This window comes from Rhizobium sp. F40D2 (genome assembly GCF_051810745.2).
Classification (GTDB): domain Bacteria; phylum Pseudomonadota; class Alphaproteobacteria; order Rhizobiales; family Rhizobiaceae; genus Rhizobium.
This window is the reverse complement of record NZ_CM131436.1, coordinates 1,419,546-1,436,964: the sequence shown is the minus strand read 5'-3', so window position 1 is coordinate 1,436,964 and position 17,419 is coordinate 1,419,546. Positions and strand designations below refer to the sequence as shown.

Genomic DNA, 17,419 nt, shown 5'->3' with positions numbered 1-17,419 from the left:
CATTCCCCACCTGCACCGCGAGTTTTGTTTGTCTTCGCGTGCGGGTCTGGTAGAAAATGCCCGGATGGGAAAATTATCACCCCTCTTGGTTAAAGACCTCTGAACAAGGCACCACAGCCAGCCATGACAGCGAAGAAAAAACCGAAGGTCTATATCACCCGCAAGCTGCCCGATGCCGTCGAAACTCGCATGCGCGAGCTCTTCGACGCCGAGCTCAACATCGACGACGCGCCGCGCTCCGTGCCCGAGCTGATCGCTGCCGTCAGGACCGCCGACGTGCTGGTGCCAACCGTCACCGACCGCATCGACGCGGCGCTGATCGATGAGGCGGGGCCGCAGCTCAAGCTGATTGCGAGCTTCTCCAACGGCACCGACCATATCGATGTCGAGGCGGCGGCGCGCAAGGGAATCACCGTCACCAACACGCCGAACGTCCTGACCGAGGATACCGCCGATATGACCATGGCGCTGATTCTCGCGGTTCCGAGACGGCTCGGCGAAGGCGCGCGCGTGCTGACCGACAAGCCCGGCGAATGGGCCGGCTGGTCTCCGACCTGGATGCTCGGCCGGCGCATTCACGGCAAGCGGATCGGCATCGTCGGCATGGGTCGCATCGGCACGGCGGTTGCGCGCCGCGCCAAGGCTTTCGGCCTGTCGATCCACTACCACAACCGCAAGCGCGTCAATCCGGCTGTCGAGGACGAGTTGGAAGCGACCTATTGGGAAAGTCTCGACCAGATGCTCGCCCGCGTCGATATCGTGTCGGTCAATTGCCCGTCGACCCCGGCAACCTTCCACCTGATTTCGGCGCGCCGGCTGGCGCTGCTGCAGCCGACGGCCTATCTTGTCAACACCGCGCGCGGCGACGTGGTCGATGAAGCTGCGCTGATCAAGGCTCTGAGGGAAGGCCGGATCGCCGGCGCCGGCCTCGACGTCTTCGAAAACGAGCCCGCCGTCAATCCGAAGCTCGTCAAGCTCGCCAATGAGGGCAAGGTCGTTCTGTTGCCGCATATGAGTTCGGCGACGATCGAGGGCCGCATCGACATGGGCGACAAGGTCATCATCAATATCCGCGCCTTTATCGACGGTCACAGGCCGCCGAACCGGGTGCTGCCCGGCCGCTGAAGCCGAGCTGGAGTCAGACGGCCTGGATCGCAGGCGCAAGGGTCTTGCGCATCTCGACGAAGGTCGGCCTGGCAAAGCCGGGATGCGCCTTCTCGGCGGTTCTCGAAAATCCCCAAGCGGCGAAGACGGCGTGATTGTCGGTGAGCTCGATGCGCGTCTCCAGCCGCAAAGCGGGAAGGCCGAGCTTTTCGGCCGTTTCCTCGGCAATCGCCAGCAGCCGCTTGCCGAGGCCCTTGCCTTGCGCTGAGGGCAGAACGGCGAGCTTGCCAATATATAGACAATCGGCCTCCGGCCGCAGAAACAGGCAGCCTACCAGCTTTCCCTCATCGACGGCGACATGACCGATCTCGGCTCTTGCCTTTTCGGCCAGCGACTCCGCCGTCAGCGTCAGCGCCGAGGATGGCGGATCGATCCTGCCGTTCATCGAGGTGAAGGCGGCGAGGATCAGTGCGAGCAACTCGTCCCAGCGCGTGAAACTATGATCAAGAGGAGAAATCGTCATCCGGCCTGTCTTTGTGTCGCCCGGCGTCGTTTATAGCGGACCGTATCGAAGCGGGCCGAAAGCGCGTCATAGAGCAGCAGCCGTCCTACCAGCGGCTCTCCGGTGCCGGTGACGAGCTTGATCGCCTCCATCGCCATCATCGTGCCGATGACGCCGGTCAGCGCGCCGATGACCCCGGCCTCGGCGCAGGCGGGAATGAGCCCCGCCGGCGGCGCTTCCGGAAACAAGTCGCGATATCTGGGGTTGGGCGTTCCATCCTCGGCGCTCTCGTAGGGTTTGAGAACCGTCAGCGAGCCGTCGAACCGCCCGACGGCGCCGCTGACAAGCGGACGGCGCGCTTCCTCGGCTGCATCGGCGGCGGCATAACGCGTGTCGAAATTGTCGGAGCCGTCGATCAGCAAATCGAATCCGGACAGCTGCCGGCGGGCGGTCTCTGCGGAAAAACGTTCCTCGAAGCGGATCAGCCGGACATGCGGATTGAGCCTCGCGATGGCGAAGGCGGCGCTTTCCGTCTTCAACTCGCCGATCGTGCCGGAATCATGGATCACCTGGCGCTGCAGGTTCGACAGCGACACCCGGTCGTCGTCGACGATACCGAGCGTGCCGATCCCGGCTGCGGCCAGATATTGCAGCACCGGCGCACCGAGGCCGCCTGCGCCGATCACCAGTACACGGGCGGCTTTCAACCTCTGCTGACCCGCGCCGCCGATTTCGGGGAGCAGGATGTGACGGTGATAACGCGCGATTTCGTCGGGGCTGAGCGGTTCCATGGGGCCGATCTTATCATGCCGCTCGATACCGGGAAAAGCTGCCTCCGTCATTCGAATACCCTTCCGTCGGCCACTGTGAAGACCTGCGCCCTGTCGCCCAACGCCGAAAACATCGCGCGATCCGTTCCGGTCATGAAGGCCTGGCCGCCCAGCCCGTCGATGAGGTCGAACAGCGCGGCGCGGCGGCCCTCGTCGAGATGGGCGGCGATCTCGTCGAGCAACAGGATCGGCGCGTGGCCGGTGAGATTGCCGACGAGGCGCGCATGCGCAAGCACCATGCCGACAAGTAGCGCTTTCTGCTCGCCGGTGGAGCAGCGTTCCGCCTCCATCGCCTTTTCCCGGTGGTGCACGATGAGATCGGCCCGATGCGGCCCGTCAAGCGTGCGCCCCGCGCCGGCGTCGCGGTAGCGGCTCTCTGAAAGCATGGACGCATAATCCTCCTCGAGGTCGACCGAGGGGCGCGAAAACTGACCGTCCATGAAGCCGGAAAGCTGCAGCGATGCCGAAGGGAAGGGCGACGTCTCGCGCGTTTCCTCGATCAGCCGGGCCAGCAGGCCGAGCATTTCTTGCCGGGCGAGCGCCATGGCGATGCCGAGGCTGGCCATCTGTTCCTCGATTCCGGTAAGCCAGGAGGGGTCGAAGCGGCCTTCATCGAGCAATTTGTTGCGGCTGCGCATGGCACGCTCGAAATCGCTGGCGCGGCGGCCATGGGCGGGATCGAGCGACAGCACCAGCCGGTCGAGAAAGCGGCGCCGGTCGGAGGAGGCGCCGGTAAAGAGGCCGTCCATCGCCGGCGTCAGCCAGAGAAGGCGCAGATGGTCGGTGAGTTCGTCTGCGGTCTTGGCCGCAGTACCGTTGATCCGGAGCCTGCGGACGGTGGTTTCCTCGCCCGTTTCGATACCGGTGCCGATTTCGACTTCGCCTTCCATGCCGTCGAGCGCGGCGAAGATCGAAAAACCGCTGGCCGCGCCGACGCGGGTAATGTCGCCATAGGCGGCACGGCGCAGCCCCCGCCCAGGCGAAAGCAGCGAGATCGCCTCCATGAGATTGGTCTTGCCGGCGCCGTTGTCTCCCGTCAACACGGCGTGCCGGCCGTCAAGGGCAAGGGCCGCCGCCGCATAGTTGCGGAAGTCTGTCAGCTTCAGACGGGAAAGAGAAACCTTGTGCGGCATCGAATGTCCGGAATCGTAAAGCGTGACAGCTAAGCCCAAGCGGCTTTGATGGCAAGGCTCGCAGCTTCGCTGACGTGGATCTACTGCCGTCGCTACCGGATAAGCTTCAAGCACGATGCCGCGCGCAACCAAATTCTCGATGAAAATACAACCTGGGGGAGGACGTTCCGGCGCCGCTTGGGCTCTATGGCCGGCAGCCTATTTCAGCGTCCGCAAACCCGGTATACCCGGGGTTCTACCACAATCGTCTCTGGAAGCCGACGTTACGTAAAGCCAAAGAAAGTTGGTTGAAATTTGCAACTGCAGGGTTGAGTTATCCTCTGAAACCGATATGGTAAACAAACTGTTTATGTATCTGAGAGTGATGAAGTGCCAGATCCGGTTGATATTATCGTTGGTCGCAACGTAAGACAGTTTCGCGCCCTTCGCCGTGTGTCCCAGCTCGAGCTTGGCGAAGCACTCGGACTGACGTTCCAACAGATTCAGAAATACGAAAAAGGGACGAACCGCGTTTCCGCCAGCAAGCTGCATCAGATCGCGGTTTTTCTCAATGTCGAGATCTCCGCTCTTTTCGAGGGAGCCGGCATGTCGCAATTCGGCAGCCGTATCGAACTCAGCCCCGACGCCTATGCACTTGCGCTGAGCTACGACAGACTGAACTCATCGGCGGGCAAGGAAGCGGTCAAGACCATCGTCACGATCATGAGTGGCGAAACGGCGGAAAACGCCGCCTGATCTCGCCGGAGCAGGATTGGCCCCATTCAAGCTCTGCAACATGTTCACGGTCCGCACGCTGCGTTTAGTGAAGCTCGCGTTCGTGCAGCGCCATCAGCAGCTCGTCCTGCGTCTGGTGGCCGGCGTGATAGAGGTCGATCGCGATACTGGCGATGGACAGCCCCTGCTGGCTGCGAAGCTTGATGTTGCGCTCGGCGCACCATGTGTAGAGCGCACCGGCGAGTACGTCGACATCTTCGGGCTGAGAGGAAAAGGCTGGCGCCATGGCAGATACCCTTGGTTCGGTTGTCCCGCGCGTCTGAAGACGCTCTGTTACGTTGATTCCGCGCATAATCCTTTCCGGATAGCGATCCGATTTCCGGGGGTATGCGCTGACAGCAGAGACTGAATTCATTTGGAAAACTTGCAAGCACCATCATGCGGCTGCGTTAACGCAAGTCATGCGCCGACCCATCGCCGTGCCGATCTGGGACAAACCCGGCGGCGCTGAAGGGCAAATGTCACAAATCGGGATCTGCTGAACGACAAAGCCGGAGACGTTTCCGTCCCCGGCTTTCGAAATGCCCTATCGATCGCAGCTCAGCCTTCGAAGAATTCCTTCATCCGGGCGAAGAAGCCCGTCGACTCGGGATTGTTCTCCTTGGAGGACAACTGCTCGAATTCCTGCAGCAGCTCGCGCTGGCGCTTTGTCAGCTTTTGCGGTGTCTCGATCTGGATCTGGATGTAGAGATCGCCTGTCTGCGCCGAACGCAGTACCGGCATGCCCTTGCTCTTCAGGCGAAACTGTTTGCCGGCCTGGGTGCCCTCGGGCACGCTGACGCGCGACTTGGTGCCGTCGAGCGTCCCCACGTCAAAGGTGCCGCCGAGAGCAGCCGTCGTCATCGAGATCGGAACGGCGCAATAGAGATCGGCGCCGTCGCGCTGGTAGAATTCATGCGGCTTCACCGACAGGAAGATATAAAGGTCGCCTGCCGGTCCGCCGCGGGCGCCGGCTTCGCCTTCGCCCTGCAGGCGGATGCGCGTACCGTCCTCGATGCCGGCGGGGATATTGACCGAGAGCGAGCGCTCTTCCGTCACCCGGCCCTGGCCGTGGCACTTCGGGCAGGGATCGGGAATGATCTGGCCGCGGCCATGGCAGGTCGGGCAGGTCCGCTCGATCGAGAAGAAGCCCTGTGCGGCGCGCACGCGCCCGCTTCCCTGGCAGGTGCCGCAATTCTTCGGCTGCGTGCCGGGCTTGGCGCCCGAGCCCGAGCAGACGTCGCAGGTGATCGAGGTGGGAACGCGGATCTGCGCCGTCTTTCCGGAGAAAGCCTCTTCCAGCGTTATTTCCATGTTGTAGCGAAGATCGGCGCCGCGTTCGCGGCCGCCCGACGAGCGCTGGCGCGCGCGCCCGCCACCCATCATCTCGCCAAAAATATCCTCGAAGATGTCTGAGAAGCCGCCGCCGGCAAATCCGCCGCCACCGCCGCCCATGCCGCCATGCTCGAACGCCGCATGACCATAACGATCATAGGCCGCCCGCTTCTGCGGATCCTTGAGCATCTCGTAGGCTTCGTTGATTTCCTTGAACTTGCGTTCGGCGTCCTTGTCATCCGGGTTCTTGTCCGGATGGAATTTCATCGCCAGTTTGCGGAAGGCGCTCTTCAGCTCTTTCTCATCCGCCGTCTTGGCGACACCCAGAGTTTCGTAAAAGTCCGCTTTTGCCATTAAGGATTAAACCCCGGAAATGGATTTCCGGCTGCCATGGTGAGCAGCCGGATCAGGTGTTGAAGCATAACCACGCCGTCGCGGATTACGCGGACTTTTTGCGATCGTCGTCCTTGATTTCCTCGTAGTCGGCATCGACGACGTTGTCGCCGCCTTCCGCGGAGGCATCACCCGCAGCGCCGCCTTCGGCCTGCTGCGCTTCATAGATCGCCTGGCCGAGCTTCATCGACACTTCCATCAGCGTCTGGGTCTTCGCCTTGATGTCGTCGGCATCCGGCTCGGTCGCTTCCGAAGCCGTCTTCAGCGCGGCGATTGCATCCGAGATCGCGGTGCGGTCAGCCTCGGAAACCTTGTCGCCGTAATCCTTCAGCGACTTTTCCGTGGAATGGATCAGGCTTTCGGCCTGGTTCCGGGCTTCGACGGCCTCGCGACGCTTCTTGTCCTCGGTGGCATGGGCTTCGGCATCCTTCACCATCTTCTCGATGTCGGCGTCGGAAAGACCGCCGGAGGCCTGGATGCGGATCTGCTGTTCCTTGCCGGTGCCCTTGTCCTTGGCCGAAACCTGCACGATGCCGTTGGCGTCGATGTCGAAGGTGACTTCGATCTGGGGCATGCCGCGCGGCGACGGCGGCAGGCCGACGAGGTCGAACTGGCCGAGCAGCTTGTTGTCGGCAGCCATTTCACGCTCGCCCTGCGAAACGCGGATGGTCACGGCCTGCTGGTTGTCTTCAGCCGTCGAGAAGGTCTGGCTCTTCTTCGTCGGGATCGTCGTGTTGCGTTCGATCAGGCGGGTGAAGACACCACCGAGCGTCTCGATGCCGAGCGACAGCGGGGTTACGTCGAGAAGCAGCACGTCCTTGACGTCGCCCTGCAGAACGCCGGCCTGGATGGCTGCGCCGAGTGCCACGACTTCATCCGGGTTGACGCCCTTGTGGGGCTCCTTGCCGAACAGCTGCTTGACGACTTCCTGGACCTTCGGCATGCGGCTCATACCGCCGACGAGGACCACTTCGTCGATTTCGGCCGCGGTGACGCCGGCATCCTTGAGGGCTGCCTTGCACGGTGCGATGGTGCGCTGGACGAGATCGTCGACCAGGCTCTCGAGCTTGGCGCGGGTCAGCTTCAGCGTCAGGTGCTTCGGGCCGGAGGCGTCGGCCGTGATGAACGGCAGGTTGATTTCGGTCTGCTGCGAGGACGAAAGCTCGATCTTCGCCTTTTCGGCAGCTTCCTTGAGGCGCTGCAGAGCAAGCTTGTCGTTCTTCAGATCGATGCCGTTGTCGCGCTTGAATTCGCCGACGAGGTATTCGACGAGACGCATGTCGAAGTCTTCACCGCCGAGGAAGGTATCGCCGTTGGTGGACTTCACTTCGAAGACGCCATCGCCGATCTCGAGAATCGAGATATCGAAGGTACCGCCACCAAGGTCATAGACGGCAATCGTCTTGCCTTCTTTTTTGTCGAGGCCGTAGGCGAGTGCGGCAGCCGTCGGCTCGTTGATGATGCGCAGAACTTCAAGGCCGGCGATGCGGCCGGCATCCTTGGTTGCCTGGCGCTGCGCGTCGTTGAAATAGGCGGGAACGGTGATGACTGCCTTCTCGACCTTTTCGCCGAGATAGGATTCGGCGGTTTCCTTCATCTTCTGAAGGATCATCGCGGAAATCTGTGCGGGCGAGTAGCCCTTGCCATTGGCTTCGACCCAGGCGTCGCCGTTGTCGCCCTTGACGATGGTGAAGGGAACGAGGTGCTTGTCCTTCTCGACGGTCGGATCTTCATAGCGGCGGCCGATCAGGCGCTTGACTGCAAAGAGCGTATTCGTCGGGTTGGTGACTGCCTGGCGCTTGGCCGGCTGGCCGACGAGGCGTTCGCCATCATCGGAAAATGCCACCATGGAAGGGGTTGTGCGTGCACCTTCCGCATTCTCGATAACCTTCGCGTCCTTGCCGTCCATGACTGCGACGCAGGAATTCGTCGTTCCAAGGTCGATACCAATTACTTTTGCCATGTCATTCTCTCCTTGAAGCAAGCTGTCTGAACCCCGAGAAGGCATTTCCCTGACAGCCCCTTACGGGATGGGTCTACTTAAGATTACGCAATCGTGATTGCGGTGATGCGGCGTATATAAGGAGCGGTTTTCTGGACTGCAAGGCGAGAAATGGCCCGGAATCCAGCAAAACGAATGTGTTGCATTCAATTTTTACAGTCACCGGGAAAGAGGCCGCCCGCCGTCCCGAAGGCGAGCGATTTTCAGCGCGTCCGGCGTGTGTCGGCCATGCAGCCAAAGATCTCATTGGCCCATGATCAGATCGAGCAGGGTCGTGCGCCGCGGCTGGACCGAAGACGTCGATTGCGGCCCCCCGACATCGCCGGGCGGCACCATGCCGTCGTAGCCGCCTTCGGCAACGTCGGCGGGAGGAACCGGCCCGTTGCCGGAGGTCGCGTTCCGTTGCCGGACAGGCGCCTGCGGATAGCGGTTGGCACTTTCGTCGCCGCCGAAGACGCCTGAAATAATGCCGCCGATCGTCGAAGGCGGCGCCTCGGCGGTCATCGGTTGCCCGTTGCCCGTTTGCCATCGCCGGGTGCTGCCTGCGCCATCGGCTGACCATTGTTTGGATTGTCGATCAACTGGCCGTTGCCGAACAGCGGCGCCGGCGAAAGACCCTTGTGGGCGGCGATCATGAATTCTTTCCAGGCTTTGGCCGGAAGGCCGCCGCCGGTCACCTTCTTCATCGGTTTGCCGTCGTCATTGCCGAACCAGACGCCGGTGGTGAGGTTGCTGGTGAAGCCGACGAAGAGCGCATCGCGTGAATTCTGCGTCGTGCCGGTCTTTCCTGCCGCCTGCCAGCCGGGGATCTTGGCGCTCTTGCCGGTGCCGTTGTCGATGACGCCCATCATCATCGCATCCATTTCGGCGACGATCTGCTCGGACAGCACGCGCGGCGGGCTGTCATAGGTATTTTCGTAGAGAACCTTGCCCTCGGCGGTCGTCACCCGGCGGATGACGTGCGGCGTCGCCTTGTAGCCGCCGTTCATGAAGGCGGCATAGGAGGCGGTGAGTTCCATCAGCGACACCTCAGAGGTGCCGAGCGCAATCGAGGCATTCGGCTGCAGATCGCTTTCGATGCCGAGCCGGTGGGCAAGCTTGATCACCTGGTCCGGCCCGTCATACATCACCAGCTGGGCGGCCACCGTGTTCAGCGACTTGGCAAGTGCGGTGGCCAGCGTCACCTCGCCATTGTATTTCTTCTCGTAATTTTCGGGCGTCCAGTCGCCGATGCGGATCGGCGCGTCATTGAATACCGAAAAGGGCGTCAGTCCCTTTTCGAGTGCTGCGGCATAGACGAAGGGCTTGAACGAGGAGCCCGGCTGGCGTTTGGCCTTGACGGCCCGGTTGAACTGGCTCGTCGCATAATCCCTGCCGCCGACGAGCGCCCGGATCGCACCGGTGCCGTCGATCGAGACGAGGGCCGCCTGCGAAGCGTCGAGCTTTCCGCCCTCCTTGTCGAGAACGTCGACCAGCGATTGCTCAGCTTTCTTTTCCAGCGACTTGTCGATGGTCGTATCGACGATGACGTCTTCCTTGACATCGCCGATCAGACCCGGCAGCTCGTCCATCACCATGTCGGCAACATAGTGTCCGGCGCCCGACCAATAGCTCTTGGCCGAAGCCGGGGTCTGCGACATCGCGGTCTTGACCTCGGAGTCGGTGATAAAGCCCTGCTCGCGCATTGCCGCAAGCACGAGCTGGGCGCGCGCATTGGCGGCGTCTGCGTCGCGGGCCGGCGAAAGCCGCGACGGTGCCTTGAGCAGACCGGCCAGCACCGCGGCCTCGCCGAGGTTCACATCACGCGCCGATTTGTTGAAATAGCGGCGGGACGCCGCCTCGACGCCATAGGCGTTCGATCCGAAGAACACCCGGTTGAGATACATCGCAAGGATCTGATCCTTGGTGTATTTCTGCTCCAGCCAGAGCGAGAGCAGTACCTCCTGCACCTTGCGTTCCAGCGTTCTTTCCGGGGAGAGGAAGAGGTTCTTGGCAAGCTGCTGCGTCAGCGTCGAGCCACCCTGCACCATGTGGCCAGCCGTGAAGTTGGTCACGATCGCCCGGCCGAGGCCGAGCGGATCGACGCCGAAATGCGAATAGAAGCGCCGGTCCTCAATGGCGATGACGGCTTCCGGAATATAGGGCGACATGTTTTCGAGCGACAACGCCTCGCCGCCGGTGGCGCCGCGATTGGCGATGACGCTGCCATCGACGGCGGTGATCTTGACGTTCGGCGGCCGCTCCGGGATCGACCATGTGCTGGCGCTCGGCATGCGTGAGCCATAATAGACTACGAGCCCGGCAACGCCGATGCCGGCCCAGATGAACAGCACGACGCACCAGTAGATCACCCGGCGCACGAAGCCGAAAAAGCCTCCGCCTTCGCGTTCCCGCGGCTCGCGTCGCCGTCGAGGGGCGACACGCTGCGGCGGCGGTTTTGAGCCGCCGCGCCGTGTGGATCGGCTTCCGGCAATGCGGTCATCGGCATCGAGGGAAAATTCGTCATCGTCGCGCGCCGGGTGGCCGCTGAAGGACGGTTCGATTCTGTCGCCTGATCTGCCTCTGCCTGCCATCGCCGACCGGTCACACCCCATGTTCGATCGCGAAGCGTGACTTCGCACAACGGCACTCTTGCGGGCGCCGTCACCCGATTGAACTGTAAATGCGGCGATTTAACGGGGTGTTAATTATGGAAAGCAAAGCAGAACGCGTCGATAAAGCGCGACGCTTCATCTCGGCTTTGTGCGCTGCGCTTAAACTCTATGCATGTCAGAACTGGCGGGCCTCGTAATCGTCGAGCGTTTCCGGATCCTGCTTATATTCCCACGCGCCGAGATGAAAGCGGCGCCAGATCTGACCGGAAGGATTGAGGTTCGCTCCATCGGTAAGTCGCACAGGAAGGAGCGGGTTGTGTTTATGCCAGACGGTAACATCTATTGCGGCTGCCCGAGCGCCGAAAAGCCTTGGGAAAACCAGGTAGTCTCGCGTCATCAGGGTCCAGCCTCGAACGGATCAAAATCGATCCGCAACGTCTCAAAACTGCAACAAAGAATCCTGCAATACAAGAGCATCACGATGCTCTCACATCAAATTGTCGGTGACATCCCGCAGGCATGATTGCCGGTCGTTGCAACTGTCACAATCTGACATGCATCGCGCCGATTTGCTCGTGCCTGGAGCGTGCTTACTTTCGTGCGGCAACGCCGCCTCGAGAGGAGCGAGGAAGCCGGCTGACGAAGCGCTATGCCGAAATGCGCACGCTGCTTTCAGCACGCCGCCGCACATCTTCTGTAAGGTCGGCGGAACCAAGTGGCTCCGGGATGGTTTAGGACGAAGCGGGGCAGCCCCTCACGTCCCGCGAATGATCGGCCGTCTCCCCTCAACACGCGCCGATCGACATCAGGCCCGGTGCATCCCTCCGCGGGAGCACCGGGCTTTTTCTTGACTGCCCGCCGATGGCAGTCTCGAAAGGACGGCGCTGCCGCCGCCTCACCATATCTCATTGGTCGCAGGAGGAATCGCCGGGCCGGCAAACGAAATCCCCGCGATCGGGCCTGCGATCCCTGTCGCTCCGGTCTTCCCGTCGATTGTCGTCGCGTCCTTGCTGGTCGCCTTTGCGGTTGCGCCCATCTCGGTCGCCGTCCCGGTTACGATCCCCGTCGCGCCAATTCCGATTGCGATCCCAGTTGTCTTGATCGCGATTCCGCCAATCCCGATCGCGGCTGTCGCGATCTCTCGCACGATCCCGATTGTCGCGGTCGCGGTAGTAATAGTCCGGGCCGCGGCTCCAGCGGTTGCGCTCGCGATAGAAATCGCGGTTGCGGTAGTAGCGATCCCAGTAATTGTCGACGCTGAAGCGGATGACCGGAATGCCGAGCGGACGGTAATATTGCGGACCGACATAGATGCGGCGCTGCTGATAGAGCACCTGCACATATTGGCCGGAAACCCAGCCGCGGCCGCCGTAGAACTCCACATCGCACCAGTTGACGTCGGAAAGGCAGCCGCGGATCTCGACGGGAGAACCGGCGGGTATGACCGCGACGGCGGGATATCGGGTGCTGGGGCCCGCGCGCATGTTGACGTTCGCCGTCGAATAGCCCTCGGCAGCCTGCGCGATCACCGGCGCCAGCATGAACAGGCCGGCCGCGGCGATTTTAGCAATCAGGTTTTTCACGCTTTCTCACTCCTCACAGGCGCATTTTGGGCAGCGCGTGGCTGCACTTGCCCGGCCCTTGCTGTCTGAAAGAAAAGGTGAGGCGACCGCACGCAGTTGCGCGAACACCATCATTCACCTTGTCTTTCAATAACTTATATGTAGTCCGCGATGAACGTAGCTTGAACGATGAATTGCTGCCGACGCCATGAGGCGTGCAGTGCTCCCGAGAACCCGCCGTTAACCATCTGTTAACCTTTCGGAGGCAGTCTGGCTGCAATACCTGCTTCTCATTGACCACGGATGAACTGGCACTGAGCGAGCGGATGACGAAAGGCCGGTTTTAACCGGCCTTTTTGTTATTGCGATGTGGCACGTCCTTTCGTTCAAGCGGCGAGCGCCTGAAGAATGCGCACCCAGGAGCGGATGCCCTTGTGGTAGGAGACAAGCTCGTATTTTTCGTTCGGCGAATGGATGCGGTCGTCGCTGAGGCCGAAGCCGACGAGCAGCGATTCCATGCCGAGCATCTTCTGGAAGTCGCCGACGATCGGGATCGATCCGCCCATGCCGATAACGATGGCGGGTTTCGGCCACTCGTCGGACAGCGCGGTCTTCGCCTTGGTCAGAACCGGCGAATCGTAGGAGAGGTGGATCGCCGGCGAGCCGCCATGCGGATGGAACTCGACCGAGCAATCGGCGGGAATCTTCGAGCTGATATAGCTGCGGAAGGCTTCGCGGATGGCGGCCGGATCCTGCGTGCCGACAAGCCGGAACGAAACCTTCGCTGAAGCCTTGGCGGCGATCACCGTCTTGAAGCCTTCGCCGGTATATCCGCCCCAGATGCCGTTGATTTCGGCGGTCGGCCGAGCCCAGGTGAGTTCCAGCACCGAACGGCCCTTTTCGCCGGATGGAATGGAAAGGCCGACTTCACCGAGGAAGGTCTCGGCGGTCTTGCCCAGCGTCTCCCAGGAGGCCTTGATGTTGTCAGGTGTTTCCTCGACGCCGTTGTAGAAGCCCTCGAGCGTAATGCGGCCCGTCTCGTCATGCAGGCCGGCGAGAGCCTCGACGAGGATGTGGATCGGGTTGGCCGCGGCACCTCCGAAGAGGCCGGAATGCAGGTCGCGGTCGGCGGCCGTCACGGTGACTTCTTCGCCGACAAGACCGCGCAGCGCCGCGGCGATCGCCGGCGTGTCGCGGTCCCACATGCCGGTATCGCAGACCAGTGCATAATCGGCCTTGAGCTCGGCGGCATTGGCTTCGAGGAAGGGCTTCAGCGACGGCGAGCCGGATTCTTCCTCGCCTTCGAAGAGAATGGTGACGCGGCAGGGAAGCGCGCCGTTGATCTCTTTATAGGCGCGGCAGGCCTCGACGAACGTCATCAGCTGGCCCTTGTCGTCGGACGTGCCGCGGCCGGTCAGGATCTTGCGGCCGTCGCCGACATCCTTGACCTTCGGCTCGAAGGGGTCGTTATCCCAAAGCTCGATCGGGTCGACCGGCTGGACGTCGTAATGGCCGTAGAACAGAACGTGGGGCGCGTCGGTGGACGCGCCGGCATGGTGGGCGACGACCATCGGATGGCCTGGCGTGTCGCGAACGGAGGCCTCGAAGCCGAGCGTTTCGAGATAGGCGACGAGCCAATCGGCGGCCTTGCGGCATTCGGCTTTGTAGGCGGGGTCGGTGGAAATCGACTGGATGCGCAGCAGCTCGAACAGTTTTTCGAGGCTCGATGAAAGATTCTGGTCCGCACGCAAAAGAACCGGCTGTATGTCGGCCATTTTCGACTCCTTTTCGAAATTCGGCGGGACGATAGACCAAACCGGGACAGCAGGCGAGGCGGAAAAAGCAAAAACTCAGGGGTGCGCAATCATGCCGAGACGACGCAATTCAGTCTTGTGGAAGGGGCATGTTGCAATAAAAAAGGAAGACCTAATTCAATTTACAGTTAATTAGCACAACCTAAATAGCATCCACCGAAAATCAGCTGTTCGGGGGCGCGCGCAGATGTTTTCGGTCATTGCATGTATTCGCGACAATCACGATTGGCGCTTGGTCATCTTGGCGGCCGTGGTCTGCCTGGTGGGCGCCATGGCGGCGATGCTGCTTCTTTCCCGTGCCCAGGAGTGCGACGCCGAACAGCGCAAGCTTTGGATCGGCGCATCGGGCTTTGCCTTCGGCACCGGCGTATGGGCAACCCATTTCATCGCCATGCTCGCTTATGATGGTGGCACGCCGATCAGTTACGCGCTCGACCTGACGCTGCTTTCCTTTTTCCTGTCGGTCGGAGGCTCATGGGTCGCGATCCTCGCCGCCTCGCAACGTGAGGCAAGATTTTCCTCCATCCGCGGCGGAGTGCTGATGGCACTCGGCATCGCTTCCATGCACCTGACCGGCATGCAGGCGATCGAGACACAGGCGGTAATCCTCTACGATCCCGCAATGACATTGACAGCAGTCGTTGCTGGGATGCTTCTGTCGAGCGCCGCCTTCCATATTTTTTTCAATCTGAAGGGCATGAGGCGTCTGCTCACCTCATCGTTGGTCTTCGTCCTCGCCATCTGCACTCTTCACTTCATCTCGATGGGCAGCATTACCCTCGTGCCGGACCCCGGCAAGGCGGTTCCGACATTGGTGCTCGACACCCGGGTGCTCGCCGCGATCGTCGTGGTGGCGGCAACGGCTCTTATCCTGGTCGCCCTTGCCGTGGTCTTCGTCCAAAGCCACCTGACGGATCTGCGCGGGCTTGCCAATGCCTCGCAGGAGGGGCTGCTGATCCTGCGCGAAGGCCGGATCATCGATGTCAACGAGCGATTCCAGGCCTTGTCAGGCTGGAAGCTTGCCGATCTCTCGGGCAAGGCGCCCTCGGATGTGCTGACGGCCGTTCAGGCGCCCCGGGAGAACAGGCCCGGCGAGACGCTGCTCAACACCCGCACCGGCAGAGAGATTGCCGTAGACGTAAACGCCAGCAGGATTGTTTATCGTGGCCGCGATTGCGAAGTGCTGGCGGTGCGCGATCTCACCGAGCGCAAGCAGGCCGAGGAGATGATCGAGCATCTCGCACACCACGACGTGCTCACCGATCTACCGAACAGGTCGCTGTTCGACACTCGCATCCGGCAGGCTCTGCAAGTGGCGGAACGCAAGAACACCGAAGTCGCGCTTCTCTGTCTCGACCTCGATCGGTTCAAGGCCGTCAATGACATCTTCGGCCACGCCGAAGGCGACCGGATTCTCCGCAAGGTTGCCGCCATCCTGCGCCGGGTGGCCGGTGAGAGCGATACGATCGCCCGGCTCGGCGGTGACGAATTCGCCATCATCCAGTCCGATGGACAGCAACCGGCGTCAGCGCAAAAGCTTGCAGCTGATATCATCGACGAATTCGCCGCCGAGATGGACACGGCCCGTGACCCCACGGCCGTCGGCGTCAGCCTCGGCATCGCGCTCTATCCAAGAGATGGGAGCACGGCCGAAGAACTCTGCAACAACGCCGATACCGCGCTCTACCGCGTCAAGCATGATGGCCGCGGCAGGGCCTGTTTCTTCGACGCGGAAATGGACGAAGCGGCGCGGAACCGCCGCCAGATAGAAAGCGACCTGCGCCACGCGATCATCCGCAACCAACTCCATGTCAGCTATCAGCCGATCCTCAACGCGAAGAGCGGCGAGATCAGCGGCTACGAGGCCTTGATGCGCTGGCACCGACCGGGCCACGGCATGACCGAGCCCGACATTTTCATCCCGATCGCCGAGGAAAGCGGATCGATTGTTCAACTTGGCGAATGGATATTGCTGCAGGCCTGCAGGGAGGCCATGCGCTGGCCGCAGCCGCTGACGATTGCAGTCAATGTTTCGCCGGTGCAGTTCATGCTGCCCAACCTATGCGAGCGGGTTGAGGCGGTGCTTGACGAGACGGGGCTCGCCGCCGATCGGCTGGAGCTTGAGATCACCGAGGCCGCCCTGATCCGCGATCGCGACCGGGTGATGGCAACGCTGCAGCGCCTGCGTAAGCTGGGGGTGCATATCGTCATGGACGATTTCGGCACCGGCTACTCTTCGCTCTCGAACCTGCGCTCGTTTCCCTTCGACAAGATCAAGGTCGACCGCAGCTTCACCGGCGTGCTGGAGCATGACGCGGCCGCGCGATCGATCGTGCGGGCTATCATCGGTCTCGGCCACAGCCTCGGCATGCCCGTCGTCACCGAGGGTGTGGAAACCGAGATGCAGCGCCGGATCGTCGTCGAGGAAGGCTGCGCGCAGGTGCAGGGCCTGTTGCTTGGCAAGCCGGATATCGAGCCGAGCATGAAGCCGGCCGTTTGTATAAGCGTCCCGGAGGAGCCGGCCGGAACCGGCATGCCGAGGCGACCGCGCGCACGCCTTGCCAGCGAATGATCCTGGTCAGAGCGCCTTGGCGTTTTCCAGAAGCCGGCGGATATATTCGAGCGTCAGTTCACGCTCGAAAACCCGAAAACCTTTAAACAGCGCAAGGTCGGCCTCGCGTGCGGTCTCGATCGCCTCGGCCTCCATGGCGCGGGCCTTCGGCGTCAGGAAGAGCAGTTGTGCCCGCTTGTCGGATGGATGTGGCCGGCGTTCGATCAGCCCGTCGCGGACCATGCGCGACAGCGTATTGGCCATGGTGGCCTGCTCGATGTCGACCCGCTCGAGAAGCTGTTTCTGGGTCAGCCCATCCTCGGCCCAGAGTTCCAGCAGGATGGGAAACTGGCCCGGAGAAAAACCGAGCCCGACCGCGCGCTGGTGCAGCGAGCGGGCAAAACCCTTCGCCAGCTGGCTGGCAAGGTAGGCTCCCGAATCCATGCGGTTAAATCCCATGATTGCAAGTTAGGCTCAAAACCATGCCGGAGACAATGCAGCAAATCGCATGCGATGCTCCAAAATATGCAAGCCGCGATTATAATTTCGAGTGCCTGGAAAAACAAAAGTCGCCATGGCCTGGAGGTTGGCCATGGCGACCTTAAAGTGGGGACAAAGGCCCGGAGAGGGGGATAAGGCCTTTGTCCAAGCCTGACGCGGCGGGGGACAAGCCGGTAATCAGACCCGCGGCGCGATCAAGCGCCGGTGACATGGATTTGTGCCTGAGAATGTGGTTTTTCAAGGGAGGGGGATCGTTACAAATCGGTAACAGTTTGGTGAGCGGAATCTTCCGCGTCGCCCGCCGAACTTTATATGGACCTCGTCCCGTGCCCGCGCTATCCATGC

Annotated in this window: 13 protein-coding genes and 1 pseudogene; 3 read left to right on the top strand and 11 right to left on the bottom strand. The window is 61.8% G+C overall.

Translation table 11 applies throughout. The features are described from left to right. Positions 1 to 123 precede the first annotated feature (123 nt). Positions 124 to 1,125 carry an NAD(P)-dependent oxidoreductase gene (locus ACS4RS_RS07025; protein ID WP_439011553.1) on the top strand — a complete coding sequence of 334 codons (1,002 nt, stop codon included), beginning with the start codon at positions 124 to 126 and terminating at the stop codon, positions 1,123 to 1,125. Between the two features lie 13 nt (positions 1,126 to 1,138). Here the strand turns inward: ACS4RS_RS07025 and ACS4RS_RS07020 are convergent, their stop codons facing one another. From ACS4RS_RS07020 to recF, 3 genes are read right to left on the bottom strand one after another with little or no spacing between them, the layout of a single operon-like run. After that, complete coding sequence (locus tag ACS4RS_RS07020; RefSeq protein WP_439011554.1) at positions 1,139 to 1,627, bottom strand: GNAT family N-acetyltransferase; 489 nt, start codon at positions 1,625 to 1,627, stop codon at positions 1,139 to 1,141. Then, positions 1,624 to 2,448 (bottom strand): molybdopterin-synthase adenylyltransferase MoeB, encoded by an 825-nt coding sequence (locus ACS4RS_RS07015; protein ID WP_439011555.1) that lies wholly within the window; start codon positions 2,446 to 2,448, stop codon positions 1,624 to 1,626. The genes ACS4RS_RS07020 and ACS4RS_RS07015 overlap by 4 nt, the downstream gene beginning before the upstream one ends. Continuing rightward, positions 2,445 to 3,569, bottom strand: coding sequence for a DNA replication/repair protein RecF (gene recF / locus ACS4RS_RS07010; protein WP_439011556.1), 1,125 nt, complete (start codon positions 3,567 to 3,569; stop codon positions 2,445 to 2,447). Before recF ends, ACS4RS_RS07015 begins: the two co-directional genes overlap by 4 nt. Positions 3,570 to 3,938: 369 nt before the next feature. Here recF and ACS4RS_RS07005 point away from each other — a divergent pair, with 369 nt between their 5' ends. Further along, entirely contained in the window at positions 3,939 to 4,304 is a 366-nt protein-coding gene (locus tag ACS4RS_RS07005; RefSeq protein ID WP_439011557.1) for a helix-turn-helix domain-containing protein, read from the top strand. Between the two features lie 64 nt (positions 4,305 to 4,368). Here ACS4RS_RS07005 and ACS4RS_RS07000 read toward each other — a convergent pair whose 3' ends face one another. The 7 genes and pseudogenes from ACS4RS_RS07000 to ACS4RS_RS06970 form a co-directional block, all read right to left on the bottom strand. Continuing rightward, positions 4,369 to 4,569, bottom strand: a complete 201-nt coding sequence (locus ACS4RS_RS07000) for a hypothetical protein (RefSeq protein WP_439011558.1) — start codon at positions 4,567 to 4,569, stop codon at positions 4,369 to 4,371. A gap of 314 nt (positions 4,570 to 4,883) precedes the next feature. Further along, positions 4,884 to 6,011, bottom strand: a complete 1,128-nt coding sequence (gene dnaJ / locus ACS4RS_RS06995; protein ID WP_449313925.1) for a molecular chaperone DnaJ — start codon at positions 6,009 to 6,011, stop codon at positions 4,884 to 4,886. An 85-nt stretch (positions 6,012 to 6,096) separates the two neighbouring features. Beyond that, entirely contained in the window at positions 6,097 to 8,013 is a 1,917-nt protein-coding gene (gene dnaK, locus ACS4RS_RS06990; RefSeq protein ID WP_097617221.1) for a molecular chaperone DnaK, read from the bottom strand. Positions 8,014 to 8,295: 282 nt separating this feature from the next. Next, positions 8,296 to 10,625: pseudogene (locus tag ACS4RS_RS06985) on the bottom strand (transglycosylase domain-containing protein). Between the two features lie 196 nt (positions 10,626 to 10,821). Next, entirely contained in the window at positions 10,822 to 11,043 is a 222-nt protein-coding gene (locus ACS4RS_RS06980; RefSeq protein WP_439011560.1) for a hypothetical protein, read from the bottom strand. A gap of 508 nt (positions 11,044 to 11,551) precedes the next feature. Then, positions 11,552 to 12,229, bottom strand: coding sequence for an SH3 domain-containing protein (locus ACS4RS_RS06975; protein ID WP_439011561.1), 678 nt, complete (start codon positions 12,227 to 12,229; stop codon positions 11,552 to 11,554). Positions 12,230 to 12,594: 365 nt separating this feature from the next. Further along, on the bottom strand, positions 12,595 to 13,983 hold the full coding sequence (locus tag ACS4RS_RS06970) for a dipeptidase (RefSeq protein ID WP_439011562.1): 1,389 nt from the start codon (positions 13,981 to 13,983) through the stop codon (positions 12,595 to 12,597). A 226-nt stretch (positions 13,984 to 14,209) separates the two neighbouring features. On the opposite strand from ACS4RS_RS06970, the gene ACS4RS_RS06965 reads away from it, so the two are divergent. Next, positions 14,210 to 16,594 carry a bifunctional diguanylate cyclase/phosphodiesterase gene (locus tag ACS4RS_RS06965; RefSeq protein WP_449313924.1) on the top strand — a complete coding sequence of 795 codons (2,385 nt, stop codon included), beginning with the start codon at positions 14,210 to 14,212 and terminating at the stop codon, positions 16,592 to 16,594. 6 nt (positions 16,595 to 16,600) lie between these two features. On the opposite strand, the gene ACS4RS_RS06960 is transcribed toward ACS4RS_RS06965, so the two are convergent. After that, positions 16,601 to 17,017 (bottom strand): MarR family winged helix-turn-helix transcriptional regulator, encoded by a 417-nt coding sequence (locus tag ACS4RS_RS06960; protein ID WP_003583451.1) that lies wholly within the window; start codon positions 17,015 to 17,017, stop codon positions 16,601 to 16,603. Positions 17,018 to 17,419: the final 402 nt, after the last annotated feature.